The 20,025-nt window shown below is 70.5% G+C and carries 17 protein-coding genes; 2 read left to right on the forward strand and 15 right to left on the reverse strand.

What is annotated here, in order from left to right:
• Positions 1-81: 81 nt before the first annotated feature.
• From B2W79_RS03410 to B2W79_RS03475, 14 genes are all read right to left on the reverse strand, one after another.
• Entirely contained in the window at positions 82-4,656 is a 4,575-nt protein-coding gene (locus tag B2W79_RS03410; protein WP_292787122.1) for an ExeM/NucH family extracellular endonuclease, read from the reverse strand.
• 307 nt (positions 4,657-4,963) lie between these two features.
• The gene (locus B2W79_RS03415; RefSeq protein ID WP_083391655.1) at positions 4,964-5,722 is read right to left on the reverse strand and encodes an SURF1 family protein; all 759 of its coding nucleotides are present in this window, start codon (positions 5,720-5,722) and stop codon (positions 4,964-4,966) included.
• Between the two features lie 57 nt (positions 5,723-5,779).
• Positions 5,780-6,895, reverse strand: coding sequence for a GuaB3 family IMP dehydrogenase-related protein (locus tag B2W79_RS03420; RefSeq protein ID WP_071327468.1), 1,116 nt, complete (start codon positions 6,893-6,895; stop codon positions 5,780-5,782).
• A 45-nt stretch (positions 6,896-6,940) separates the two neighbouring features.
• A complete protein-coding gene (locus B2W79_RS03425) occupies positions 6,941-8,629 on the reverse strand; it encodes an ABC-F family ATP-binding cassette domain-containing protein (RefSeq protein ID WP_071327469.1) in 1,689 nt (562 codons plus the stop codon).
• An 80-nt stretch (positions 8,630-8,709) separates the two neighbouring features.
• Positions 8,710-9,075, reverse strand: a complete 366-nt coding sequence (locus B2W79_RS03430; RefSeq protein WP_292787129.1) for a type II toxin-antitoxin system VapC family toxin — start codon at positions 9,073-9,075, stop codon at positions 8,710-8,712.
• On the reverse strand, positions 9,072-9,317 hold the full coding sequence (locus tag B2W79_RS03435) for an AbrB/MazE/SpoVT family DNA-binding domain-containing protein (RefSeq protein ID WP_292787132.1): 246 nt from the start codon (positions 9,315-9,317) through the stop codon (positions 9,072-9,074). Before B2W79_RS03435 ends, B2W79_RS03430 begins: the two co-directional genes overlap by 4 nt.
• A 33-nt stretch (positions 9,318-9,350) precedes the next feature.
• A complete protein-coding gene (locus B2W79_RS03440) occupies positions 9,351-11,171 on the reverse strand; it encodes a PAS domain-containing sensor histidine kinase (RefSeq protein ID WP_071327471.1) in 1,821 nt (606 codons plus the stop codon).
• Positions 11,168-11,515, reverse strand: a complete 348-nt coding sequence (locus tag B2W79_RS03445; protein ID WP_071327472.1) for a response regulator — start codon at positions 11,513-11,515, stop codon at positions 11,168-11,170. Before B2W79_RS03445 ends, B2W79_RS03440 begins: the two co-directional genes overlap by 4 nt.
• Positions 11,512-11,655: a hypothetical protein gene (locus tag B2W79_RS03450; RefSeq protein ID WP_292787137.1), complete on the reverse strand. Its 144-nt coding sequence runs from the start codon at positions 11,653-11,655 to the stop codon at positions 11,512-11,514. The genes B2W79_RS03445 and B2W79_RS03450 overlap by 4 nt, the downstream gene beginning before the upstream one ends.
• Complete coding sequence (locus B2W79_RS03455; RefSeq protein WP_071327473.1) at positions 11,652-13,139, reverse strand: glycosyltransferase family 2 protein; 1,488 nt, start codon at positions 13,137-13,139, stop codon at positions 11,652-11,654. The genes B2W79_RS03450 and B2W79_RS03455 overlap by 4 nt, the downstream gene beginning before the upstream one ends.
• Positions 13,139-13,852 (reverse strand): PHP domain-containing protein, encoded by a 714-nt coding sequence (locus B2W79_RS03460; protein ID WP_071327474.1) that lies wholly within the window; start codon positions 13,850-13,852, stop codon positions 13,139-13,141. Before B2W79_RS03460 ends, B2W79_RS03455 begins: the two co-directional genes overlap by 1 nt.
• Entirely contained in the window at positions 13,849-14,838 is a 990-nt protein-coding gene (locus B2W79_RS03465; RefSeq protein WP_292787143.1) for an ATP-grasp domain-containing protein, read from the reverse strand. The genes B2W79_RS03460 and B2W79_RS03465 overlap by 4 nt, the downstream gene beginning before the upstream one ends.
• Entirely contained in the window at positions 14,838-15,884 is a 1,047-nt protein-coding gene (locus B2W79_RS03470) for a response regulator (RefSeq protein ID WP_292787146.1), read from the reverse strand. Before B2W79_RS03470 ends, B2W79_RS03465 begins: the two co-directional genes overlap by 1 nt.
• A gap of 138 nt (positions 15,885-16,022) precedes the next feature.
• Positions 16,023-16,334 (reverse strand): DUF2277 domain-containing protein, encoded by a 312-nt coding sequence (locus tag B2W79_RS03475; protein ID WP_071327477.1) that lies wholly within the window; start codon positions 16,332-16,334, stop codon positions 16,023-16,025.
• Between the two features lie 100 nt (positions 16,335-16,434).
• Here B2W79_RS03475 and B2W79_RS03480 point away from each other — a divergent pair, with 100 nt between their 5' ends.
• Positions 16,435-16,845: a hypothetical protein gene (locus B2W79_RS03480; RefSeq protein WP_292787152.1), complete on the forward strand. Its 411-nt coding sequence runs from the start codon at positions 16,435-16,437 to the stop codon at positions 16,843-16,845.
• Positions 16,846-16,917: 72 nt separating this feature from the next.
• Here B2W79_RS03480 and guaB read toward each other — a convergent pair whose 3' ends face one another.
• The gene (gene guaB, locus B2W79_RS03485; RefSeq protein ID WP_025103734.1) at positions 16,918-18,420 is read right to left on the reverse strand and encodes an IMP dehydrogenase; all 1,503 of its coding nucleotides are present in this window, start codon (positions 18,418-18,420) and stop codon (positions 16,918-16,920) included.
• A 316-nt stretch (positions 18,421-18,736) separates the two neighbouring features.
• On the opposite strand from guaB, the gene B2W79_RS03490 reads away from it, so the two are divergent.
• The gene (locus tag B2W79_RS03490; protein ID WP_143049241.1) at positions 18,737-20,023 is read left to right on the forward strand and encodes an ABC transporter permease subunit; all 1,287 of its coding nucleotides are present in this window, start codon (positions 18,737-18,739) and stop codon (positions 20,021-20,023) included.
• Positions 20,024-20,025 lie beyond the last annotated feature (2 nt).

Raw genomic sequence — 20,025 nt, forward strand, 5'->3', positions numbered from 1 at the left:
GGCGACGCCCCGACCCCGCGGGAACGACGGAGGCCGCCGGGTCGCCCCGACGGCCTCCGCCTCGTCATCCGCCGCTCGGCATCAGAACCATCCGGTCAGGAGGTCCCACAGCCAGTCGACGATGTCCTTGATGATTCCGCCGATGCCGCCGGCGCGGTTGACGGTGACGGTGGCCGTGGCCTCGTCTCCGTCGGCCTGCGCCACCGCGACGGTGTACTTGCCGGGCTGGGCGTTCTTCGGCACCGTCACCGAGGTGCTGAACGTGCCGTCCTGACGGACCTGCACCGTTCCCACCGGGACTCCCTGGCCCTTCTTCGGCCGGAGCTCGACCGTGACGGTCTCGCCGGGCTGGTAGCCCGTGCCCGTGACGTCGAGCTTCTTGCCCGCGGCCACCTTCGAGGAGCCGAGCGCGATGGTCCCCGCGAACTCCTCCTCGCCGGCGATCGTGAACGGCACCTGCACCGTCGTGCCCGTGGCCGGGACCTCTACCGTGAGCTGCTGCTCACCGAACACCCCGGACGGCACCGTGAAGGTGAGGGTGGCGCGGCCGCCCTCGTCGGTGGTGTCCACGATGGTCGGGTCGACCGTGCCGGCCGCGAGCTGGGTGTCGCCGAGCGACAGCGTGACCGCTCCCGGGGCCGCCTCGCCACCGCTGAACGCCAGCGAGGAGAGCGAGACCGTCACCTGGTCGCCGGCGCGGTAGCCGTCGGCGTCCGCCGGGCTGACGGTCACACCGACCGCACGCTGGGCGAGGTCCGGCGAGGCCGTCTTGTTCGCGTCGAACCAGTCGACCATCGACTGGAGGTCGATCTTGCCGGTGTCCCGCTTGCCCGCGCCCTGCTTGAAGGTGGCGAAGTTGTCGCCGCCCGCCGCGAGGAAGGAGTTCGCCGCCACCGTGTACTCCCCGTTCGGGTCGATCGCGGTGCCGTTCAGCGTGATCGAGGTGATCCGCGAACCCGCGGGCGCCGTCGGATCGTAGGTGTAGACCAGGCCCTCGGAGACGCCGAGCTTGAGGAACGGTCGCGCCGAGCCTGCCGGCTGCCACTGCTCCTCCAGCACGCCCTTCAGCTGCGTCCCGGTGAGGGTCAGCGTGACCAGCGTGTTGGCGAACGGCTGGACGGTCGCCGCCTCCCGATAGGTGACGTTCCCGTCGGGATCCTCGGCGTTGCTCGACGCGTAGGTCAGGTTGGCACGGATGCCACCCGGGTTCATGAGCGCGATGTCCGCACCCGTGGACCACTTCTGCACGTCGGCGACGAAGTTGCCGATGGTGGACTCGCCACCGCGGTTCTCCGAGCCGTTGGACTGCCGCGCGCGGTTGAAGTCGGCGGTGATGTCGCCCACCTTCACCGCTCCCAGCACGTCGGCCTCCGCCTTCGCCTTGGCGACGATGGCCTGCACCTCCGGCACCGCCGGGTACAGCGGCTTGCCGGCGGACGTGAGGGGCTTGATCTCGTTGGTGATCGAGAGCAGCTCCTTCGTCTTCGGGTCGACCTGGATGTTCATGAGGCCGAGGTTCTCGCCGTACTGCCCCGCCGAGACGACCGGTCGGCCGTCGATGACGTGGTTGTAGGCGAGGTGCGTGTGCGCCGAGACGATCGCATCCACGTCGTCGTCGACGCCGTAGACGATCTCGCCCAGCGGCGAGTCCTCGGTGATCGCAGACAGCGCGGTGCTCTCCGCGCCCTCGTGCACGAGCAGGATGACGACGTCCGCCTCGCCGTTCGCGGGGTCACCGTCGCGCAGGTCGTCGGCCACCGCGTTCACGGAGTCGACGATGCTGCGCACCTCGAGATCCGCGATGCCCTCGGGCGAGACGAGCGAGTCGAGATCCTCCGTGACGGCGCCCACGAAGCCGACGCGCACCCCGTCGAGCTCCTTGACCCAGGCCGGGGCGAGCGCGGGCTCACCGGTCTCCGTGAGGAACACGTTCGAGGAGATGTACTCCCAGTCCGCGCGCTCCTGCACCCGGTCGCGCAGGTCTTCCCAGCCCTGATCGAACTCGTGGTTGCCCGCAGCGCTCACGTCCAGACCGGCGGCGTTGAGCGCGTCGATCGTGGGGTTGTCGTCGTTGATGAACGAGGTGAACGTCGAGGCCCCGATCAGATCGCCGGCTCCGGCGAAGATCGTGTTCGGGTTCGCCGCACGGAACTGCTGCACCGCGCCGGCGAGCACGGCGGCCCCCGCCGCAGCCCCGTCGGCCTCGATGCGGCCGTGGAAGTCGTTAACCGTCACGACGTCGATGTTCACCGGCGGGATCTCCGACGAGACGCCGACGATGATCGGGTCGTGGTCGCTGGATCGGTACGGGGTGCCCTCCTCGGTGGCGCCGAACGCGTAGCCGCGATCGCTCCACTCCGGCGAGTTGATGCCCCAGACGCCGGCGCCCGTGATGGAGGGGGCGAGCGACGGCGACGCGATCACGTGGTCGAGCGAGCCGAGTTCTCCGTCGAACGTGTAGGTGTACTGCCCTGCGGCCTTGTCGGCGGCCACGTCGCTCCACCCCTGCGAGGTGAACACGTCGATCGGGTCTTCCTGCCCGTAGGCGTTGAAGTCGCCGATCAGCAGCATGTCGCTGCTGCCGCTGGTCTCGGCCAGCTCGTCCGTGAAGGCGAGGACGGCCTGCGCCTGCTTCACCCGATCGGCGTTGAAGAAGCCCTGGCCGTCGGCCGGCTCCGCCCCGGCGCCCTGCGGCGGGGACTTCGACTTCAGGTGGTTGGCGACCACGGTGACCACGCGGCCGTCGATGTCGAACGCCTGCGCGATCGGCTCGCGGGCGTTGCCCCACACGGACTCGTCGGTGACGGTGGCGCTGTCGCCCACCGTGCTCACGGCGTCCTTCTTGAAAATGATCGCGTTCGTGATGTAGTCCGTCGTCGCCGGGTCCTGCAGGGCCTTCGGCGTGCGGACGTAGTCCCACACGTCGGAGCCCGCGTCGGCGTTGAGGCCGGCGACGAGGTCCTTCAGAGCGGTGTCGACGGGCTTGCCCAGCTTGACCGAGTTCTCGATCTCCATGAGCGCGACGATCTCGGCGTCGAGGCCGTTGATGGCCGAGACGATCTTGGACTTCTGGATCGCGAACTGGGCGGCGTTCGCCGCGCCGCGGGCGTCGGCGTTCTCGCTCTTCAGCGTCGTGAAGTAGTTGTAGACGTTGAACGACGCCACCTGCGCGTCACCGCCCACCTCCGGGGCCTTCTCGGGGCGCGGGTTGGTCGCCTCGAAGGTGACCTTGCGCTCCGCCGGGGACGCGTCGTCGATCGGGACGACCGGCTGCAGCCGCCAGTCGTCGAAGCCCCACTGGAGCACGTAGCCGTTGGACCCGAAGTCGACGGTGTCGCCGTTGCGGACCACCGTGTCCTCCGTGAAGTACGGCTGCTGGCCCGGGTGGCCGATGTTGGTCACCTGGATGGACCAGGCGTCGTCGAGCAGGATGCGGTTGGCGCGGTTCTCGGCCGCGATGGCGGCGGCGTCGGCCCCGGGACGCGTGGTCTCGGTGCTCTTGACGTTGAGGTCGTCGCCGGCGTTCAGCCCCAGCGTCCCGTAGTTGTAGAGCTGGTGGCTCGACGCGAGCCGGTACGTGCCGGTCGGAGCGACGTACATGTTCTCGTACTGCTCACGGTCGGCACCGCGCACGGTGTCCGGGAGCGGAGTGAGGGCGGGCACGCCCACACCGGCCGTGACGACCGAGACGTCGGCCACCGCGGCGGGAGCGATCTGGGTCTGACCGAAGTACTCGCTCACGGTGCCGGTCACCGAGACGAGGTCGCCGATCTCGAGCGTGGGCGCAAGCGCGTTCAGGAAGACGAACACCCCGTCCGAGGCGCCGGGGGTCGCGTCGTTGTCGCCGCCCGAGCCCTGCGTCTGGATCACGATGCCCTTGTAGCCGCCGGTGCGATGGTCGGCGGTGACGACACCCTCGACGCGGACGCGCTGTCCGGCGAGCGGCGAGACGTCGCCGGTGCCCTGGACCTCGGCGATCGTGGCGGTCGTGGGCTGCTCGCCCGGCTCCTCCCCCGGGTCGGTGCCGGGGTCGGTGCCGCCGGAGTTCTGCGGGGTGATCGTCGCCGACAGCGTGAAGTCGGCCTTGTTGTCGTCCGCGTCGGCACCCGCGGTGCGGTTCAGCGACCGGACGTCGGTGTTGCTCGAGGGGGCGGCGGCGGCCGCCGTCTCGAAGGTGTTCGAGGTGCCGTAGCCGAGGAGGTCGATCACGCCGTCCGCGCCGACCGTCGAGCCGGGGGTGAGCGTCACCGCGGCGGTGCCCTCGACGAGGGCCAGGGTGCCGTTGGTGCCGCTCGGGCTCAGCGTGGTGGTGGCGTCGGGCGTGGGCAGCGCAGCACCGTTGGTGCCGTTGCTGTTCCCCTGCACGAGGAAGTAGCCCCCCGCGGGGATCGTGCCCTTCAGCGGGGCGACGCCGTTGAAGGCGCCGGTCCCCGCCGCGGAGCGGTACTGCAGGGACATCCCGTCGAGGGTGACGGGCGCCGTCGTCGGGTTGTACAGCTCCACGAACTTGTTCGTGAACGCCGCCCCCGCGCTTCCGCCGGACAGGTAGGCCTCGTTGATCACCACCCCGGTGCCCTCGGTGTTCGCCGACGCAGGCGCGGCCACCAGCGAGCCGAAGCTCAGGGCGGCGACGCACGTCGCGGCGAGAGCGCCCACGCGCCCTCGGATTCTGCGGTGCGAGACGGGGGTCAGGGTCTCCCCGTGCTCAGGAGCGGACATCATCGGTGCTGTCTCCTCGATCGTGTTCCGGCGCTGCTCAGGACGCTGTCATCGCACACATCGGGAACTCCCAGCGTGCGCACATGGAGCGAGCTTACGGAGCGGTTCGGACATCCTCAACGGAGTTTTCCCATTGGTCATCCAGCGCTCACCGAATGGCCGCGACGCCCCCTGACGAAGGTTCACACGGAGCCGTCGCGGCGCGCAGAAGCGCAGCGTCAGCCGCGCGGATGCGCAACGGCCGTCAGACGGTCGCGGCCCCCTGCGCTTCGTCGAACTCCTCCACCTCGCGCTCCCAGGCGTCCTTCGCCAGGCGGTACCAGAGGTAGAACGCGAAGCCGGCGAAGATGACCCACTCGGCGGCGTAGAACACGTTGAGCCAGTTGACCGGCGACTGCTCGTCGGGCGCCGGGGACGCGATGTCGACGAGTCCCGCGGTCGCGGTCGTGGAAGCGAGGTACGGACGGTAGACGTCGAGCTGCTCGATGTCGTGCCAACGGCTCAGCAGAGCGGCCGGCGACATCCGGTCCAGCTGCTCCGGATCCGAGCGCGGCGGGACCGACGGACCCTCATCCGAGATGACGCGACCGGCGACCTCGACCACGCCTCCGTCCGCCTCGGCTTCCAGGCGCTCCACCGCGGCGTCGGCGGCCGCCCGATCCGGGGCCCAGCCGATGGCCACCGCCAACGACACACGTTCGTCGACGCGGAGCTGGCCGGTGACCCAGTACCCCTCCACGCCGTCGTTGAAGCGACTGCCCACGACGAGGAAGTCCCCGGGGACCCAGACGCCTTCGGTCTCCACGCGCTGTCCGACGAGGGGCTCGGGGAGGTACTCCCCCGGCGCGACGACGTCATCGAGCGGTCGGACCTGCTCGGTCGCCCCCGGCGCCGGCGGATCGGTCTCGATCGCCCGCTCCAGCTGCCACTGGCCGAGCCAGGCGAACACCCCGGCGACGACGAGGCACAGCAGCAGCATCGCGATCCAGCGTCCCCGCAGCATGACCTCACGGAGGGTCGGCGGGAAGGGAGCAGGCGCGGTCACGGTGATGCGGAGACCTCAGGCCTCGTACGGGGCCAGCACGACCTCCACCCGCTGGAACTCCTTGAGGTCGGAGTACCCGGTGGTGGCCATCGACTTGCGCAGCGCGCCGATGAGGTTCGCGGTGCCGTCGGCGACGGGCGCAGGGCCGTAGAGGATCTCCTCCAGCGTTCCGATGCCGCCCACCTCGACGCGTCGCCCGCGCGGGAGCTTGGGGTGGTGCGCCTCGGGACCCCAGTGGAATCCCTGACCGGGGGCGTCCGTGGCGCGGGCCAGGGCGACGCCGAGCATGACCGCGTCGGCGCCCATGGCGAGCGCCTTCACGATGTCCCCGGAGGTGCCGACACCGCCGTCGGCGATCACGTGCACATAGCGCCCGCCGGACTCGTCGAGGTAGTCGCGACGCGCGGCCGCCACGTCGGACACCGCGGTCGCCATGGGGGCGTGGATGCCGAGGGTGGCGCGGGTGGTGGACGCCGCGCCGCCACCGAAGCCCACGAGAACGCCGGCCGCGCCGGTGCGCATGAGGTGCAGGGCCGCCGTGTAGGTCGCCGCTCCACCCACGATCACCGGCACGTCGAGGTCGTAGATGAACTTCTTGAGGTTCAGGGGCTCCGCCACGCTCGACACGTGCTCGGCGGAGACGGTCGTCCCCCGGATGACGAACAGGTCGACCCCGGCCGCGGCGACGGTGTCGTAGAACTCCTGCGTGCGCTGCGGGGTGAGGGAGCCGGCGACGGTGACGCCCGCCTCCCGGATCTCGGCGAGGCGGCGGGTGATGAGCTCGGGCTTGATGGGCTCCGAGTAGAGCTCCTGCATGCGCACGGTCGCGTGGTCCTCCGCGAGGCCCGCGATCTCGGCGAGCAGCGGCTCCGGGTCCTCGTAGCGGGTCCAGAGACCCTCGAGGTCGAGCACCCCCAGGCCGCCGAGCTGCCCGAGCATGATCGCGGTGCGCGGGCTGACGACCGAGTCCATCGGCGCACCGAGCACCGGGATCTCGAAGCCGAAGGCGTCGATCGTCCACGCGGTGGACACGTCCTCCGGGTTCCGCGTGCGCCGCGAGGGCACCACCGCGATGTCGTCGAACGTGTACGCGCGACGCGCGCGCTTTCCTCGGCCGAGCTCGATCTCCATGGTCACCCGTCCAGCCTACCCGGCGCCCGGCGGCCTCCGCGGCGGTCAGCGCGCACGCGCCACCCGCCGCTCGTCCCACACCGGCTCGTCGGACTCGTAGACCTCGCCGTCTGTGCCGAACACGAGGAACCGGTCGAAGGAACGCGCGAACCACCGGTCGTGCGTGACCGCCACCACGGTGCCCTCGAAGCGTCCGAGCGCCTCCTCCAGCGCCTCGGCCGACTCCAGGTCGAGGTTGTCGGTGGGCTCGTCGAGGAGCAGCAGGGTTGCGCCGGAGAGCTCGAGCAGGAGCACCTGGAACCGCGCCTGCTGTCCCCCGGAGAGCGATTCGAACGGCTGCTGCGCCTGACGGACGAGGCCGTACCTGTCCAGGGCCGAACTCGCCGCGTCGCGGGGCATGCCGTCACGGAGGTCGTCCCCGCGGTGCAGGATCTCCAGCAGGGTGCGGCCGACGAACTCCGGATGCGCGTGGGTCTGTGCGAAGAGCCCCGGCACCACGCGGGCGCCCAGCACCGCACGACCGGTGTGCGCGACGGGGGTGAGCTCCTCCGCGACCGCGGTCACGTGGCCGAGGGACGGATCCGGGTCGGTGCCGCCGCGGGCCAGCAGCCGCAGGAAGTGCGACTTGCCCGAGCCATTGGAGCCGAGCACGCCGACACGGTCGCCGTACCAGATCTCGGCGTCGAACGGACGCATGAGGCCGGTCAGCTCCAGCCGGTCCGCGACGACGGCGCGCTTGCCGGTCCTGGCGCCGCGGAGGCGCATGTCGAACTCCTGCGCCGGGGGTCGCTCTTCCGGCGGGCCCGCCTCCTCGAACTTCCGCAATCGCGTCTGCGCCGCCTGGTAGCGGGAGGCGAAGCCGTCGTTCGCAGACGCCTTGACCTTGAGGTTCGCCACCAGGACGCGGAGCTTCTCGTGCTGCTCGTCCCACCGTCGGCGCAGCTCGTCGAGCCGATCCATCCGATCGCTGCGCGCCTGGTGATAGGTGGCGAAGCTCCCGCCGTGCACCCAGGCGGTCGACCCCGCCGCGCCGGGCTCCAGCGTGATCAGCCGATCGGCGGCCCTGGCGAGGAGCTCGCGGTCGTGCGAGACCAGCAGCACCGTCTTGTCGGTGGCGCGCAGGCGCTCCTCGAGCCATCGCTTGGTCGGCACGTCGAGGTAGTTGTCCGGCTCGTCGAGCAGGAGCACCTCGTCCGGGCCGCGGAGCAGCGCCTCGAGGGCGAGCCGCTTCTGCTCGCCGCCGGAGAGGGAGGTGAGCTCCCGGTAGCGCGCCCGCTCGAACGGCACGCCGAGCGCCGCCACGGTGCACTGGTCCCACACGGTCTCGTGCTCGTAGCCGCCGGCGTCCGCGTACTCGGCGATCGCGGAGGCGTAGGCCATCTGGGTGTCGTGCTCGTCGCGGTCGATGAGGGCGTTCTCCGCGGCCTCCAGCGCTTCCGCGGCGGCACGGAGGCGCGTCGGAGCCACGCGCACGAGCAGCTCGTGCACGGTCTGGCCCGGCTCGCCGTGTCCGACGAACTGGTCCATGACGCCGAGGCCGCCGTCGATGGTCACCACCCCGTCGTCGGCCGGCTGCTCACCGCGGATGATCCGCAGCAGCGTCGTCTTCCCCGCACCGTTCGGTCCGATGAGAGCACTCGTCGAGCCCGCCCCGACCCGGAACGACACCTCGTCGAGAAGCGGTCTGCCATCGGGAAGCGTCAGCGAGATCCCGGATGCGTCGATGTACCCCACAGGCGTGGCCGTCCTTCCGCCCGCGGACAGCGAGCCGACCAGGCTATCAGTCCGCGCGGCTGCACAACGACCGGGACGAGCTACGGTCGTAACTGCTCGATGCGCCCGCCGTCGCCCCATGCCCGGTCCGCGGTCAGCACCGCCGCGTCCATCCGTTCGGCGAGCGCCAGGCACAACCGGGCTCCGAGAGAGAGCGCGGTGCCCCGAGCCCAGAGCGCTGCCGCCCTTTCCGCGTCGCGATGCGAGACGGGCTCGATCGTCAGACGATAGCTGAGGAGGAGTCCGGAGGCGATGCCCCAGTCGGCCCCGGCGGCGCGCACCTTCTGGGCCACCTCCGACCAGTTCGCCGCACTGATGACGCCGCCATCGAGAGCCTTCTCCACACGGGCGGCACCGGGCTCGTCCTGGAGAAATGCCAGCACAGCCGAAGCGTCGAGGACCCTCACGCCGCGTCGTCCTGCGCAGCGGCCGCGCGGCGCTCGGCGAGCAGAGCCTCCAGGAGACTCTGCCCCTCGAGCTGACGGCGGATCAGCGCCTTCGCCTGTTCGCGAGTGAGGAGGACGACGCCACCCTCCGCTTCGATCATCAGGAGGAGAACGCCCTGATCCCAGTGCTGCCGCGCGCGCAGCTCAGCCGGAATCACCAGACGGCCGCGGTCTCCCATCGGAGCGACGAAGGTGGTATCCATCGACCCACGATACCACTGCCCTTCCTCGCGTGGTCAGTCCGCGCGGCTGAGCGTCTGCAGCACCTCGGTCTTGGGAGCCGCCGGGAGCACGAACCGGAACTCGGTGCCCACCCCCTCCTCGCTGGTCACGTCCATGGAGCCGCCGTGGGCCAGCACGATCGCGCGCGTGATCGTGAGCCCCAGCCCCACCCCCGGCACGGCGTTGCGCGTGGCCGTCGAGGCGCGGAAGAACCGGGTGAAGAGCATGCGCTGCTCGTCCTGCGGGATCCCGACCCCGGTGTCGGCGATGGCGACCTGCACCCCGCCGTCGAGGCGACGCACGGCGGCCGTCACCCGACCCCCGCGGGGGGTGAACTTGATGGCGTTCGAGAGGAGGTTGTCCACCGCCTGCCCGAGGCGTCCGGGATCGACGAGCAGCGGGATCGGCTCGTCGCCGACCTGCAGGTCCAGCTCGATCCCCTCGCGCTGCGCGTGCGGTCCCGCCGAGACCACCGCCGAGCGCACGAGCTCCGCGACGTCGGCCTGGTCCCGTTCCAGGGGGAACCGCCCCGACTCCACCTGCGCCGTGAAGAGCAGGTCGCCGACGAGGTTCAGCAGCCGCTTCGCGTTGCGTTCGATGATGCCGACGAACTCCTGCTGATCCTCCGTGAGCGGCTGACCGGGATCGTTCTGCAGCAGGTCGAGGAAGCCGATGATCGCGCTCAGCGGCGTCCGCAGCTCATGGGAGATCATCCCCACGAACTCGTCCTTCATGCGCGCGACCTCGACGGCTCTCGTCTCATCGGTGAGCACGAACAGGTACCCCTGCTGCGCGCCGGACGGATCCTTGTGCGGCGTCACGGTCACCCGGGCGGGTACCGTCGTGCCGCCCGCGGTCCTGACCTCGATGTCGCCGTCGACCGTGTTCCCTGCGTCCGCCTGGGCGAAGAGCTCGCAGAGGCCCTCCGGCACGTCCGCGCGCTCGTCGGGCACACCGGGCACGCGCGGTGCCCCCGCATCCCCTTCGCGCGCGGCGGTGTCCTCGGCCAGCATCGCCAATGCCGACGACGAGAAGAAGCGATCGACACGCACGTCGTCGAGAGCCTCGTCGTGAGAGAGCCCGAGCAGGCGGACGGCCCCGGGGTTCCACGCCGTGACGCGCCCCTCGCGATCGGTGCCGATCACGGCCTGCGCGGTGATCGACGCCCACAGGCCCTCGAACGAGTCGAGAAGCACGCGGTACTCGTGCTCCTTCTGTCGCAGCTGCACGATCATCGAGACGTTCTCGGACAGCGCCTTGGTCCGCTCCGTGACCAGCTCCTCCGCCTGCTGCACCCGCAGGCGCTGCTGCCGGGAGAGCTCGTTCACCACGGCTGCGACGGCCGCGAAGACGAGAGGGCCGACGACGCCGCGGAGCCACACGACCGCGTTCGTCGGCGGTTCGATGACGTAGGGGATCAGCAGCGCGAGCGACGTGAACGCGCCGACGACGAAGACCCAGCGGATGCCGGGCGCCGCAGCGATCCAGATCACGGGGAGCAGCACGAGCGAGCTGAAGAGCGAGGCCGCGCCTCCCGTCCCCGCGCGGAAGAGCCCCAGTCCCAGGATGTCGACCATCGGGACCAGGAGCACGATCCAGCCCTCCCGGATGTGCAACGCGCTGAGCACTCCGGCGTGGAGCGTCGCGACGAGGACGATCGCGAGGCCGGCCAGCGCGAGGGCGATATCGGTGAACGGCAGGCTGGGGATGGCCCAGGTCATCACGCCTGCGGTCGCGGCGGCGACGAGCGTCGGGAGCTGTTTGATGATCGGGTTCGGGTTGTCGATGACCCGGTACCAGCGGTTCTCGGCGCGCTCCAGCGGTGTCGCCCTCATCGCGGGACCCGTTCCACGGCGCGATGCAGGTCGGCTCCGGTGATCGGCTTCGGCAAGGCCGCGTCCGCGGGCGGGTACTCGGTGACGTCCAGCACCGAGCTGACGATGAGGAAGCACTCCGGATAGCGTTCGTGGATCAGGCGGCAGCAGGCCTGCCCGGAGATGCCGGGGAGCAGCAGGTCCAGGACGGCGACCTGGGGGTCGATGTCCGGGAAGGCAGCGATGGCGGACTCCGCGTCGGGAGCGACGAACACGTCGAAGCCCTCCCGGTCGAGGTACCGCCCCAGGAGGGTGGCCTGGTCCGGAGCGTCCTCGACGACCAGGGCGAGCGGTCGTCCGGTCATCGCAGGAGCAGCTCTCGGACGACGACGATCACGACCACGACGGCGAGGGAGATGAGCGCCTGCGGGACGAGGCGGCGCTCCTTCCGGGCGTCGGCCGCGATCTCCTCCACCTCGGCGTCGTGCGATGGTGCGTCGGTCATGAGTCGACCCGTCCGATCTTCTCGGTCTTGATCCAGGAGGCGTCCGCGCGGCGCCACTCCTTGAGGTACGAGTCGGCGGTGATCGCGCACAGCAGCGATCCGTACCCGCAGACGTAGAGCAGCAGGCCCGCGAAGAAGCGTCCGGCCGGAAGCGGCTCGACCGCCCGCGCGAGCCAGATGCCGAGCATCGACACCGGCCCCCAGAGGGCGAACGCCATCAGCCACAGCACCCGCGTCTGCTCCGTCGACTCCTGCCCCGCCGCGCCGATCAGGCCGTCCAGGGCCCAGGGGAACAGCGCCAGGGCCATGAGGATCAGCGCCCCGAGCCCCGGGAACATGATCGCCTCGCGCCAGGACTGCCGCCCGATGCGCGGATCGAGCTGGACGGAGTAGAGCATCGAGAAGATGTAGATGGCCGCCGCGGCGATCCACATGAACCGGAACACGAACTCCGCGACGTCGCTGTGCAGGAGCAGGAGGACGATCATCGCGGTGGCGGCGAGGAGCAGGAGCGCCGGCATCAGCAGGATCGTGAACCAGGCCAGTCCGAAGGGGATGCTGCCCAGGTTGTGGTCGCGACTCGGACGGAACCAGAGCCTCTTGTAGATCGAGGTGAGCTGCACGTTGCCGCGCGCCCAGCGCAGCCGCTGCTTCCAGAGGCTGTCGATCGTCCGCGGCTCCTCGGCGAGCACCACGGCGTGCGGCTCGAAGACCATCCGGCGGCCGTGGAGCTGACTCTCGAAGGTCGTCATGGTGTCCTCGGCGAGCGTGCCCGTCGGGATGCGTCCGCCGATCGCCTCGAGGTTCGCGCGGGAATGCAGCTGGGCGCCCCCGGCGAGGCAGGCGATCGCTCCCCCGACGTTCTGCGTACGCCGTGCCGAGAGCTGGCCGATGACGTACTCGATCGCGATGAACCGGGTGAGGTAGTTGCGGTCCCTGCTGCCCTCCGCGATGTAGGCCGTGACGGCCCCGACCTCCTCGTCCGCGAGGTGCCGGGTGAGCTTGCGCAGGGAGTTGCGCGCGAAGATCACGTCGGCGTCCATGATGAGCACCGCCTCGGTCCACGGGTCGGCGAGCACGACGTCGAGGCCGTGGTTCAGCGTGTGCGCCTTGCCTTCGCCACCCTTCTCGCGTCGCAGATGGACGACCCGCCCCGGATAGGTCGCCGCCTTCTGCTGCACGATGGCCGGGGTGTCGTCCGTGGAGGCGTCGTCGACGACGAAGACACGGAGGCGCTCGGCGGGGTACTCGAGCTGGAGCAGCCGCTCGATCGCGGGGCCGATGACCAGGCCCTCGTTCCATGCCGGGATGACCACGGCCACGTTCGGGTGGTACGGGGCGGCCTTGCCGTAGTGATTGCGGAAGGCGTGCAGCGGCAGCATGAGGAACTGCAGACCGGTGTTGACGACCGGCAGCGTGCCGATCAGCACGCAGAGGAGGAGGATGACGACGACGACCGTCTCGATCCAGGTCAGTTCGGGCATCAGCGTCCTTCCGTCCCGGTGAGCAGCGGGACGATGCGGGCGTACCGGCCGACGTCTGCGGCCACGTGGCTGTCGGTGGAGGCCACGATGCCGGCGCCCGCGCGCTCCAGGGCGTTCAGCGCCTCCGCGCCGGGGCACACCCACTTCTCGTTGACCTCGACGAGCGTGTCCGTCTCGGCGGCGGCTCGCGCCCACGCGTCGAGGCGCTCGCCCCCGAGTTCCTCCTCCGCGAGACCGATCTTCGGCAGGATCGAGAAGCAATGCGCGAGCTGGTTGCCGGGGTGCCGGCGCATGGTGGCGATCACGGCGTCCACGAACTGGTCGAGGACATCGGCCGGCGCCCAGCCGGACGCGATGCGCTCGCGCACGGCGGTGGGTCCGAGCGGGCCGTCCGCACCGGGGAACTGATGATCGGCGATGAGGATCCGGTCGATGCCCGCCGGAAGCGCCGGGATGTCGAGCGCGCCCGAGGCGTCGAGGATCTTCGCCTCCACTCCGGTGAGCACCGTCAGCCCGTCCGGGACGGACAGGCCGCGGACGGCGGCGAGGTACTCCGGCACCCAGGTCGTGGTCTGCCGCACGTGATCGACGAGACGGACGGTGTCGAGACCGACGGCCGCAGCCGCGGCGACGTTCTCCTCCAGGGTGGAGACCGCGTCGTCGGAGAACGTGGAGTGGACGTGGTGGTCTCCGCGCAGGGCGGGATGACTCACAGCTCCTCCTGGTGACCGGCGTGCGCCGACACGAGCACGTCGTCGACCTCGACGATCACGTCCTCCAGGAAGCGCACGGAGGCGACCTCACGGAAGGGCACCTGCACCGGGATCTCCCGGCCGAGGAAGAGGTCGGCGACGAGCGACGGGATGTCGACCCCGGCGGCGATCGTCAGCGGGAGCGCCCCGGGGAAGCGCGGGTTGACCTCGAGCAGCACGGCCCGCCCGTCCCGGTCCCGACGGAGCTGCACGTTGGCGACCCCCACGAGGCCGATCGCCCGCGCGATGGCGGCGGCGGTCTCCTCGAGCTCGGGGTCGCGGAGGGTGCGGCCGGCGATCGCGACGCCGGAGTCCACACGGGCGCGGGTGCGCGGGACCGCCGCGACCACGCCCCCGGAGGCGTCGGCGATCACATCGACCGAGTACTCCTCGCCAGGGAGGAAGTCCTGCACGATCAGCCCCTCATCGGCGGGGAGGGCGGCGAGCGCCTCCGCGTCGGGGACGAGGCGTACGCCGCGGCTGCCCGCTCCCTGCCGGGGCTTGGCGAACACGGGGAACTCCCACGCGACCTCCGCCGCGTCCGGACCGGCGAGCACGGTGCGCGGCACACGACCGGTCGGCGCGCAGCGCTCCGCGAGGGCGAGCTTGTCGAGGGCGGTGCGCAGCGTGTCGGCGGGCGGCGCGGCGAGGACCGCGGGGGCCAGCTCGTCCCGGCGGTCTGCGAGCGCGATCAGCTCCACGTCGACGGTGGAGATCACCAGGTCGAGACCGTCCTCCGCGACCATCCGCGCGATCGCCGGCACGAAGTCCGCGTCGCGCCCCGGGGGAACCAGACGGCGCTGCGTCGGCGGGACGAGGTAGATGCCGCTCGCCCAGCCGTCCATGTCCGCTGCGAAGACCGTCAGATCGGACCGTCGCAGCAAGGAGCGGATCACGGCGACGCCGGCGGGGCCCCCTGCTCCGGTGACCAGTACGCGCTTCGTCATCAGCTCTCCCGTCGGGTCAGTTCATGGGCGCCGATGAACTCGGCGGTCTCGCGCACGACCTCCAGCGGCTCGACGGCCACGCCGCCGCCGAACCGCGACCAGTAGCGGGCGGTGGCCGTGACGAACTCCGGCGCGAGGTACTCCCGGTTCGCGGCGGCCTGGGACTGGAAGCACTCCAGGAGCCGCAGCTTGTCACCCAGGAAGCGGTCGATGCGGACGAAGCGCGTGGGCCGGTAGTCGATGGTCGCGGAGGGGCTCTGGTAGCACGCGACCGTGCCGACGCGGCGCGTCGCGACGATCGTCGCCTCGTTCACCGCACGGTGATCCTGGTGGCGGTCATGGTGCGAGTGCGTGTAGACGATGGTCGGCTGGATCTCCTGCACGACCTCCTCGATGAGGCGGACGGTCGACCCGCCGCCGGAGATCTCGGTGTCGACGAGGTCTTTCACGAACAGCCGAGCACCCACCTGCTCGGCGGCGGCGAGCGACTCGTGCTGGCGGCTGTCCGCATCACCGCCGCGCGCTCCGCGGGAGAGTGTGAGGATGGTGATGCGATCGCCGGCCGCCGCATGGGCTGCGAGGATGCCGCCGACGCCGATCTCGACGTCGTCGGGGTGCGCTCCGATCGCGAGGACGACCTCACCGGTCTTCGCCTCCGCCGTCCGACGCCGTGACTCCTCGACGAGCCGGGTGACCGACTCCACGAGCCGGGCGTTGTCGAGCGGCTTCGTGAGGAACTCGTCGGCCTGCGCCCGGAGCGCGGACACCGCGTACTCGACCGAGACGTGCGCCGTCATGACGATGACCGGCACGGTCGGCATGAGGCGGCGCAGCTCCGCGAGCAGCTCCAGACCACTGAGTCCCGGCATCTCGATATCGGTGACGACGACATCGGGCTTCACCGCCGCGGCCTTCTCGAGCGCCGAGCGCCCGTCGTCCGCGAGATCGACGACGCAGCCCGCACGCCGCTCCAGGACGGTCTTCACGAGAAGGGCGACGTCGTGGTCATCGTCGACGACGAGGATGCGAGGGGGGACCTCAGCCATGTACAGCTCTCCTTGGGGAGATTCCCTGCCGAGGGGATTCGGCGGTACGACCGCGGTGCCTTCATCACCGGGCCGCAGGGAAAGTCGAGCGGGGTACGTCGATTCTGGCACAGGGCTCCGCCCCCGGCCCGCAGCGCTTCAGCCCGCGCGCGCCGCCCGCTTCTCCTCCTGGTAGAGCCGGATCGCCTCGTACCGCTCCGCCGATCGCGCCCGCCTCTTCGCCGCCTGCTCCTCGCGGTTCTTAGGCGGCGCCGAGGTCACGAGATCATCGAGCAGCCGCCGCGTGGCGACTTCGATCTCGGCCACCGCGCGATCGAAGACCGCACGGTTCGCCCGCGACGGCGCCGTCGTCCCGGAGATCTTGCGGACGAACTGGAGCGCAGCCTCGCGGCACTCCTCGTCGGTGGCCGCGGGCTCGAGGTTGTTCAGAGGCACGATGTTTCGGCACATACCGGCACCGTACGCGCGGCCCGTGGGCTGCGAAAGGGGGATGGCATGCCCGTCCCTCCGTCGCTACGCTCTGGGCTACGACCGGAACCGAGGAGAGATCATGACCGACGCCCCGCCGCCCGACGCCCCGCCGCCCTACAACCCGCCGCCGCCCAGCAGCACGCCGTCGCCGTACCCCGCCGCCGCCGCTCCCCCGCCCGGCGCCCCGTACGCGCAGGACGTGCCGACATCACCCCCGGGGCGGGTGCTGTCGATCATCGGCCTCGTGCTGGCGTTCCTGCTGCCGCCGGTCGGCCTCATCCTCAGCATCATCGCCGCCGTGCAACTCGGCAAGGCGAAGGCCCCCAAGGGCATCGCGATCGCCGGCATCATCGTCGGCGCCGTCCTGACGATCTTTGCGATCATCGGCATCATCCTGCTGGCGACCGTGCTGGCAGGCGTCATCGGGACGTGCGCCGAACTCGGCCCCGGCGTCTGGGACGTCGGCGGTGTCACCTATCGCTGCGGCTGACCGCACCGCGAACGACGAGGGGCCGGATGCAACGCATCCGGCCCCTCGTGCATCCCTCTGCGGGAGTCGCGGTCACTTCTTGTAGTTGGGCGCCTCGACGACGATCTGCACGTCGTGCGGGTGCGACTCCTTGAGCCCGGCCGAGGTGATGCGCACGAACTTGCCGCGCTGCTTGAGCTCCTCGATGGTGCGGGCGCCGACGTAGAACATCGACTGCCGCAGGCCGCCGACGAGCTGGTAGGCGACGGCCGAGAGCGGGCCGCGGTAGGGGACCTGGCCCTCGATGCCCTCCGGGATCAGCTTGTCGTCGCTGGGCACGTCGGCCTGGAAGTAGCGGTCCTTCGAATAGGAGGTCTGCTTGCCGCGCGTCTGCATGGCGCCGAGCGAGCCCATGCCGCGGTACTGCTTGAACTGCTTGCCCGACTGGAAGACGATCTCGCCCGGCGACTCGTCGGTGCCTGCGAGCAGCGAGCCGAGCATCACGGCATCGGCACCGGCGACGAGCGCCTTCGCGATGTCGCCCGAGTACTGCAGGCCGCCGTCGGCGATCACCGGGACGCCCGCCGGACGAGCCGCGAGCGATGCCTCGTAGACGGCCGTGACCTGCGGCACGCCCACACCGGCGACCACGCGGGTGGTGCAGATCGAGCCGGGACCCACGCCCACCTTGACCGCGTCCACGCCCGCGTCCACGAGCGCCTGCGCGCCTTCGCGGGTGGCGACGTTGCCGCCGATGACGTCGATGTGCGCGAACGACTCGTCGGCCTTGAGGCGCTTGACGAGGTCGATCACGCCCTGCGACTGCCCGTTGGCGGTGTCCACGACCAGCACGTCCACCCCGGCGTCGCGGAGGGCCTCGGCGCGCTCCCACGCGTCGCCGAAGAAGCCGATCGCCGCGCCCACCCGCAGGCGACCCTGGTCATCCTTGGTGGCGAGCGGATACTTCTCGCTCTTGTCGAAGTCCTTGATGGTGATGAGGCCGGCGAGCTTGCCATCCTCGTCGATGAGGGGCAGCTTCTCGACGCGGTGCTTCGCGAACAGCGCGATGACCTCGCCGGCCGCGACGCCGACGGGGGCGGTGACGAGGTTCTCCCTCGTCATGACGTCCTTGACGAACGTGCTCTGGCGCTCGAAGCCGGAGACGAAGCGCATGTCGCGGTTCGTGATGATGCCCACCAGACGACCCTCGTCGTCCACGACCGGGAGGCCGGAGATCCGGTACTTGGCGCACAGCGCGTCGACTTCCTCGACCGTCGCGTCCTGCGTCGTGGTGATGGGGTCGGTGATCATGCCGGACTCGCTGCGCTTCACGCGGTCGACGTGTGCGGCCTGGTCGGCGATCGAGAGGTTGCGGTGCAGGATGCCGATGCCGCCCTCCCGGGCCATGGCGATCGCCATGCGGGACTCGGTCACCGTGTCCATCGCGCTGGAGAGCAGCGGCGTCGCGACGGAGATCCGTCGGGTGATCCGGGACGACGTGTCAGCCTCACTGGGGATGACGTCGGTGTGCCCGGGGAGCAGCAGCACGTCATCGTAGGTCAGTCCGACGAAGCCGAAGGGATCGTGCTGGTCCATGGAATCTCCTCCTGCGCGAGTGGCGCGGATCCGGGTGCGAATGGGGGGTCGACGTCGGCCGGTGCGCGGGCGTGACCCGTATGGAGATTCTAAGCGAGACACGCCCGAGAACATTCCCAGGACCCTGTCGTTACCGGACCGTTGGCCCGGACGATAGGTGATTCGCCGATCGCCCATTACGCTCAAGTGCGTCGTCCATCCCCGCGGTTCGACCCGAGCCCGCGGAGACAGCACTCACAGTGGAGGTTGCGTGGGACCCACAGCACTCGCCGGACCGCGAAAGCGCCCTCGGGCCTTCGCCTTCTTCGGAATCCTGATGGCGCTCGCGGCATCACTCCTCCTCCCTCCCGCAGCGGCCTCCGCCGAGACCACGGACGACGGTCAGGAGGTCACCGACTTCTACTTCGCCGGCGTCGTCACCAACGGGGACGAGCCCGTCGAGGGCGTCGTGATGACGATCGAGGGCAACGGCTTCGACGCCGAGACCGAGACGGACGCCGAGGGCAAGTGGCGCCTGTACGTGCCGGAGAAGGAGACGTACACCCTGACGGTCGACGAGTCGACGCTGCCGGACGGTGTGATCGTCGACGCGACGCAACTCCCCGAGGGGATCCAGCCCGTCTCGGGCACGACCGCCTCGTTCGAGCTGGAGTTCGGGCTCACCGGCACGAAGATCGTCAACCTCTTCCTGGGCGAGGGCGAGCGGGTGACCGTCTCCTTCCTCGATCAGCTCCTGTCGCGCATGGTGGGCGGCCTGAACTTCGGGCTGCTGCTCGGGCTCGCCTCGATGGGCGCCGCTCTGATCTACGGCACCACCCGCCTGTCGAACTTCGCCCACGGCGAGATGGTGAGCTGGGGCGCCGTGGTCACGCTCGTCGTCACCTCCTTCTGGCAGCTCCCGCTGTGGGCGGGCATCATCGCCGCGGTCATCGGAGGTGCGGCACTCGGTTGGGCGCTCGATGCCGGCATCTGGAAGCCGCTGCGGCGCCGGGGCCTGGGCGTCGTCCAGCTCATGATCGTCAGCATCGGCCTCTCGCTGGCCCTGCGCTACGGCCTGCAATACATCATCGGCGGCAACACCTACCAGTTGCCCGGCTCCAGCCCGGAGCCGATCCGCCTCGGGCCGATCTCCCTGTCGTACATCGACATGATCGGCATGGCGACGAGCATCATCGTGATCCTCGGCGTCGCGTTCTTCCTCACCCGCACCCGCACCGGCAAGGCGACGAGGGCGATCTCGGACAACCCGCAGCTCGCCGCCGCCTCCGGCATCGACGTGGACAAGGTCATCCGCATCGTCTGGATCCTGGCCGGCACGCTGGCGGCGATCTCCGGCATCCTCTGGGCGTACTTCCGCCCCGGCGTGAAGTGGGACATGGGCATGCAGATGCTGCTGCTGATGTTCTGCGCCATCACGCTCGGCGGGCTCGGCTCCGCGATCGGCGCCCTGATCGGCTCGATCATCGTCGGCCTCGCGGTCGAGGTCTCGACGCTTCTCGGGGTGCCGACCGACCTCAAGTACGCCAGCGCCCTCGTCGCGCTGATCATCATCCTGCTCGTGCGACCGCAGGGCATCCTCGGACGCAAGGAAAGGTTGGGCTGACG

This window comes from Microbacterium sp. UBA7513, assembly GCF_002478345.1.
Taxonomy (GTDB): Bacteria; Actinomycetota; Actinomycetes; order Actinomycetales; family Microbacteriaceae; genus Microbacterium.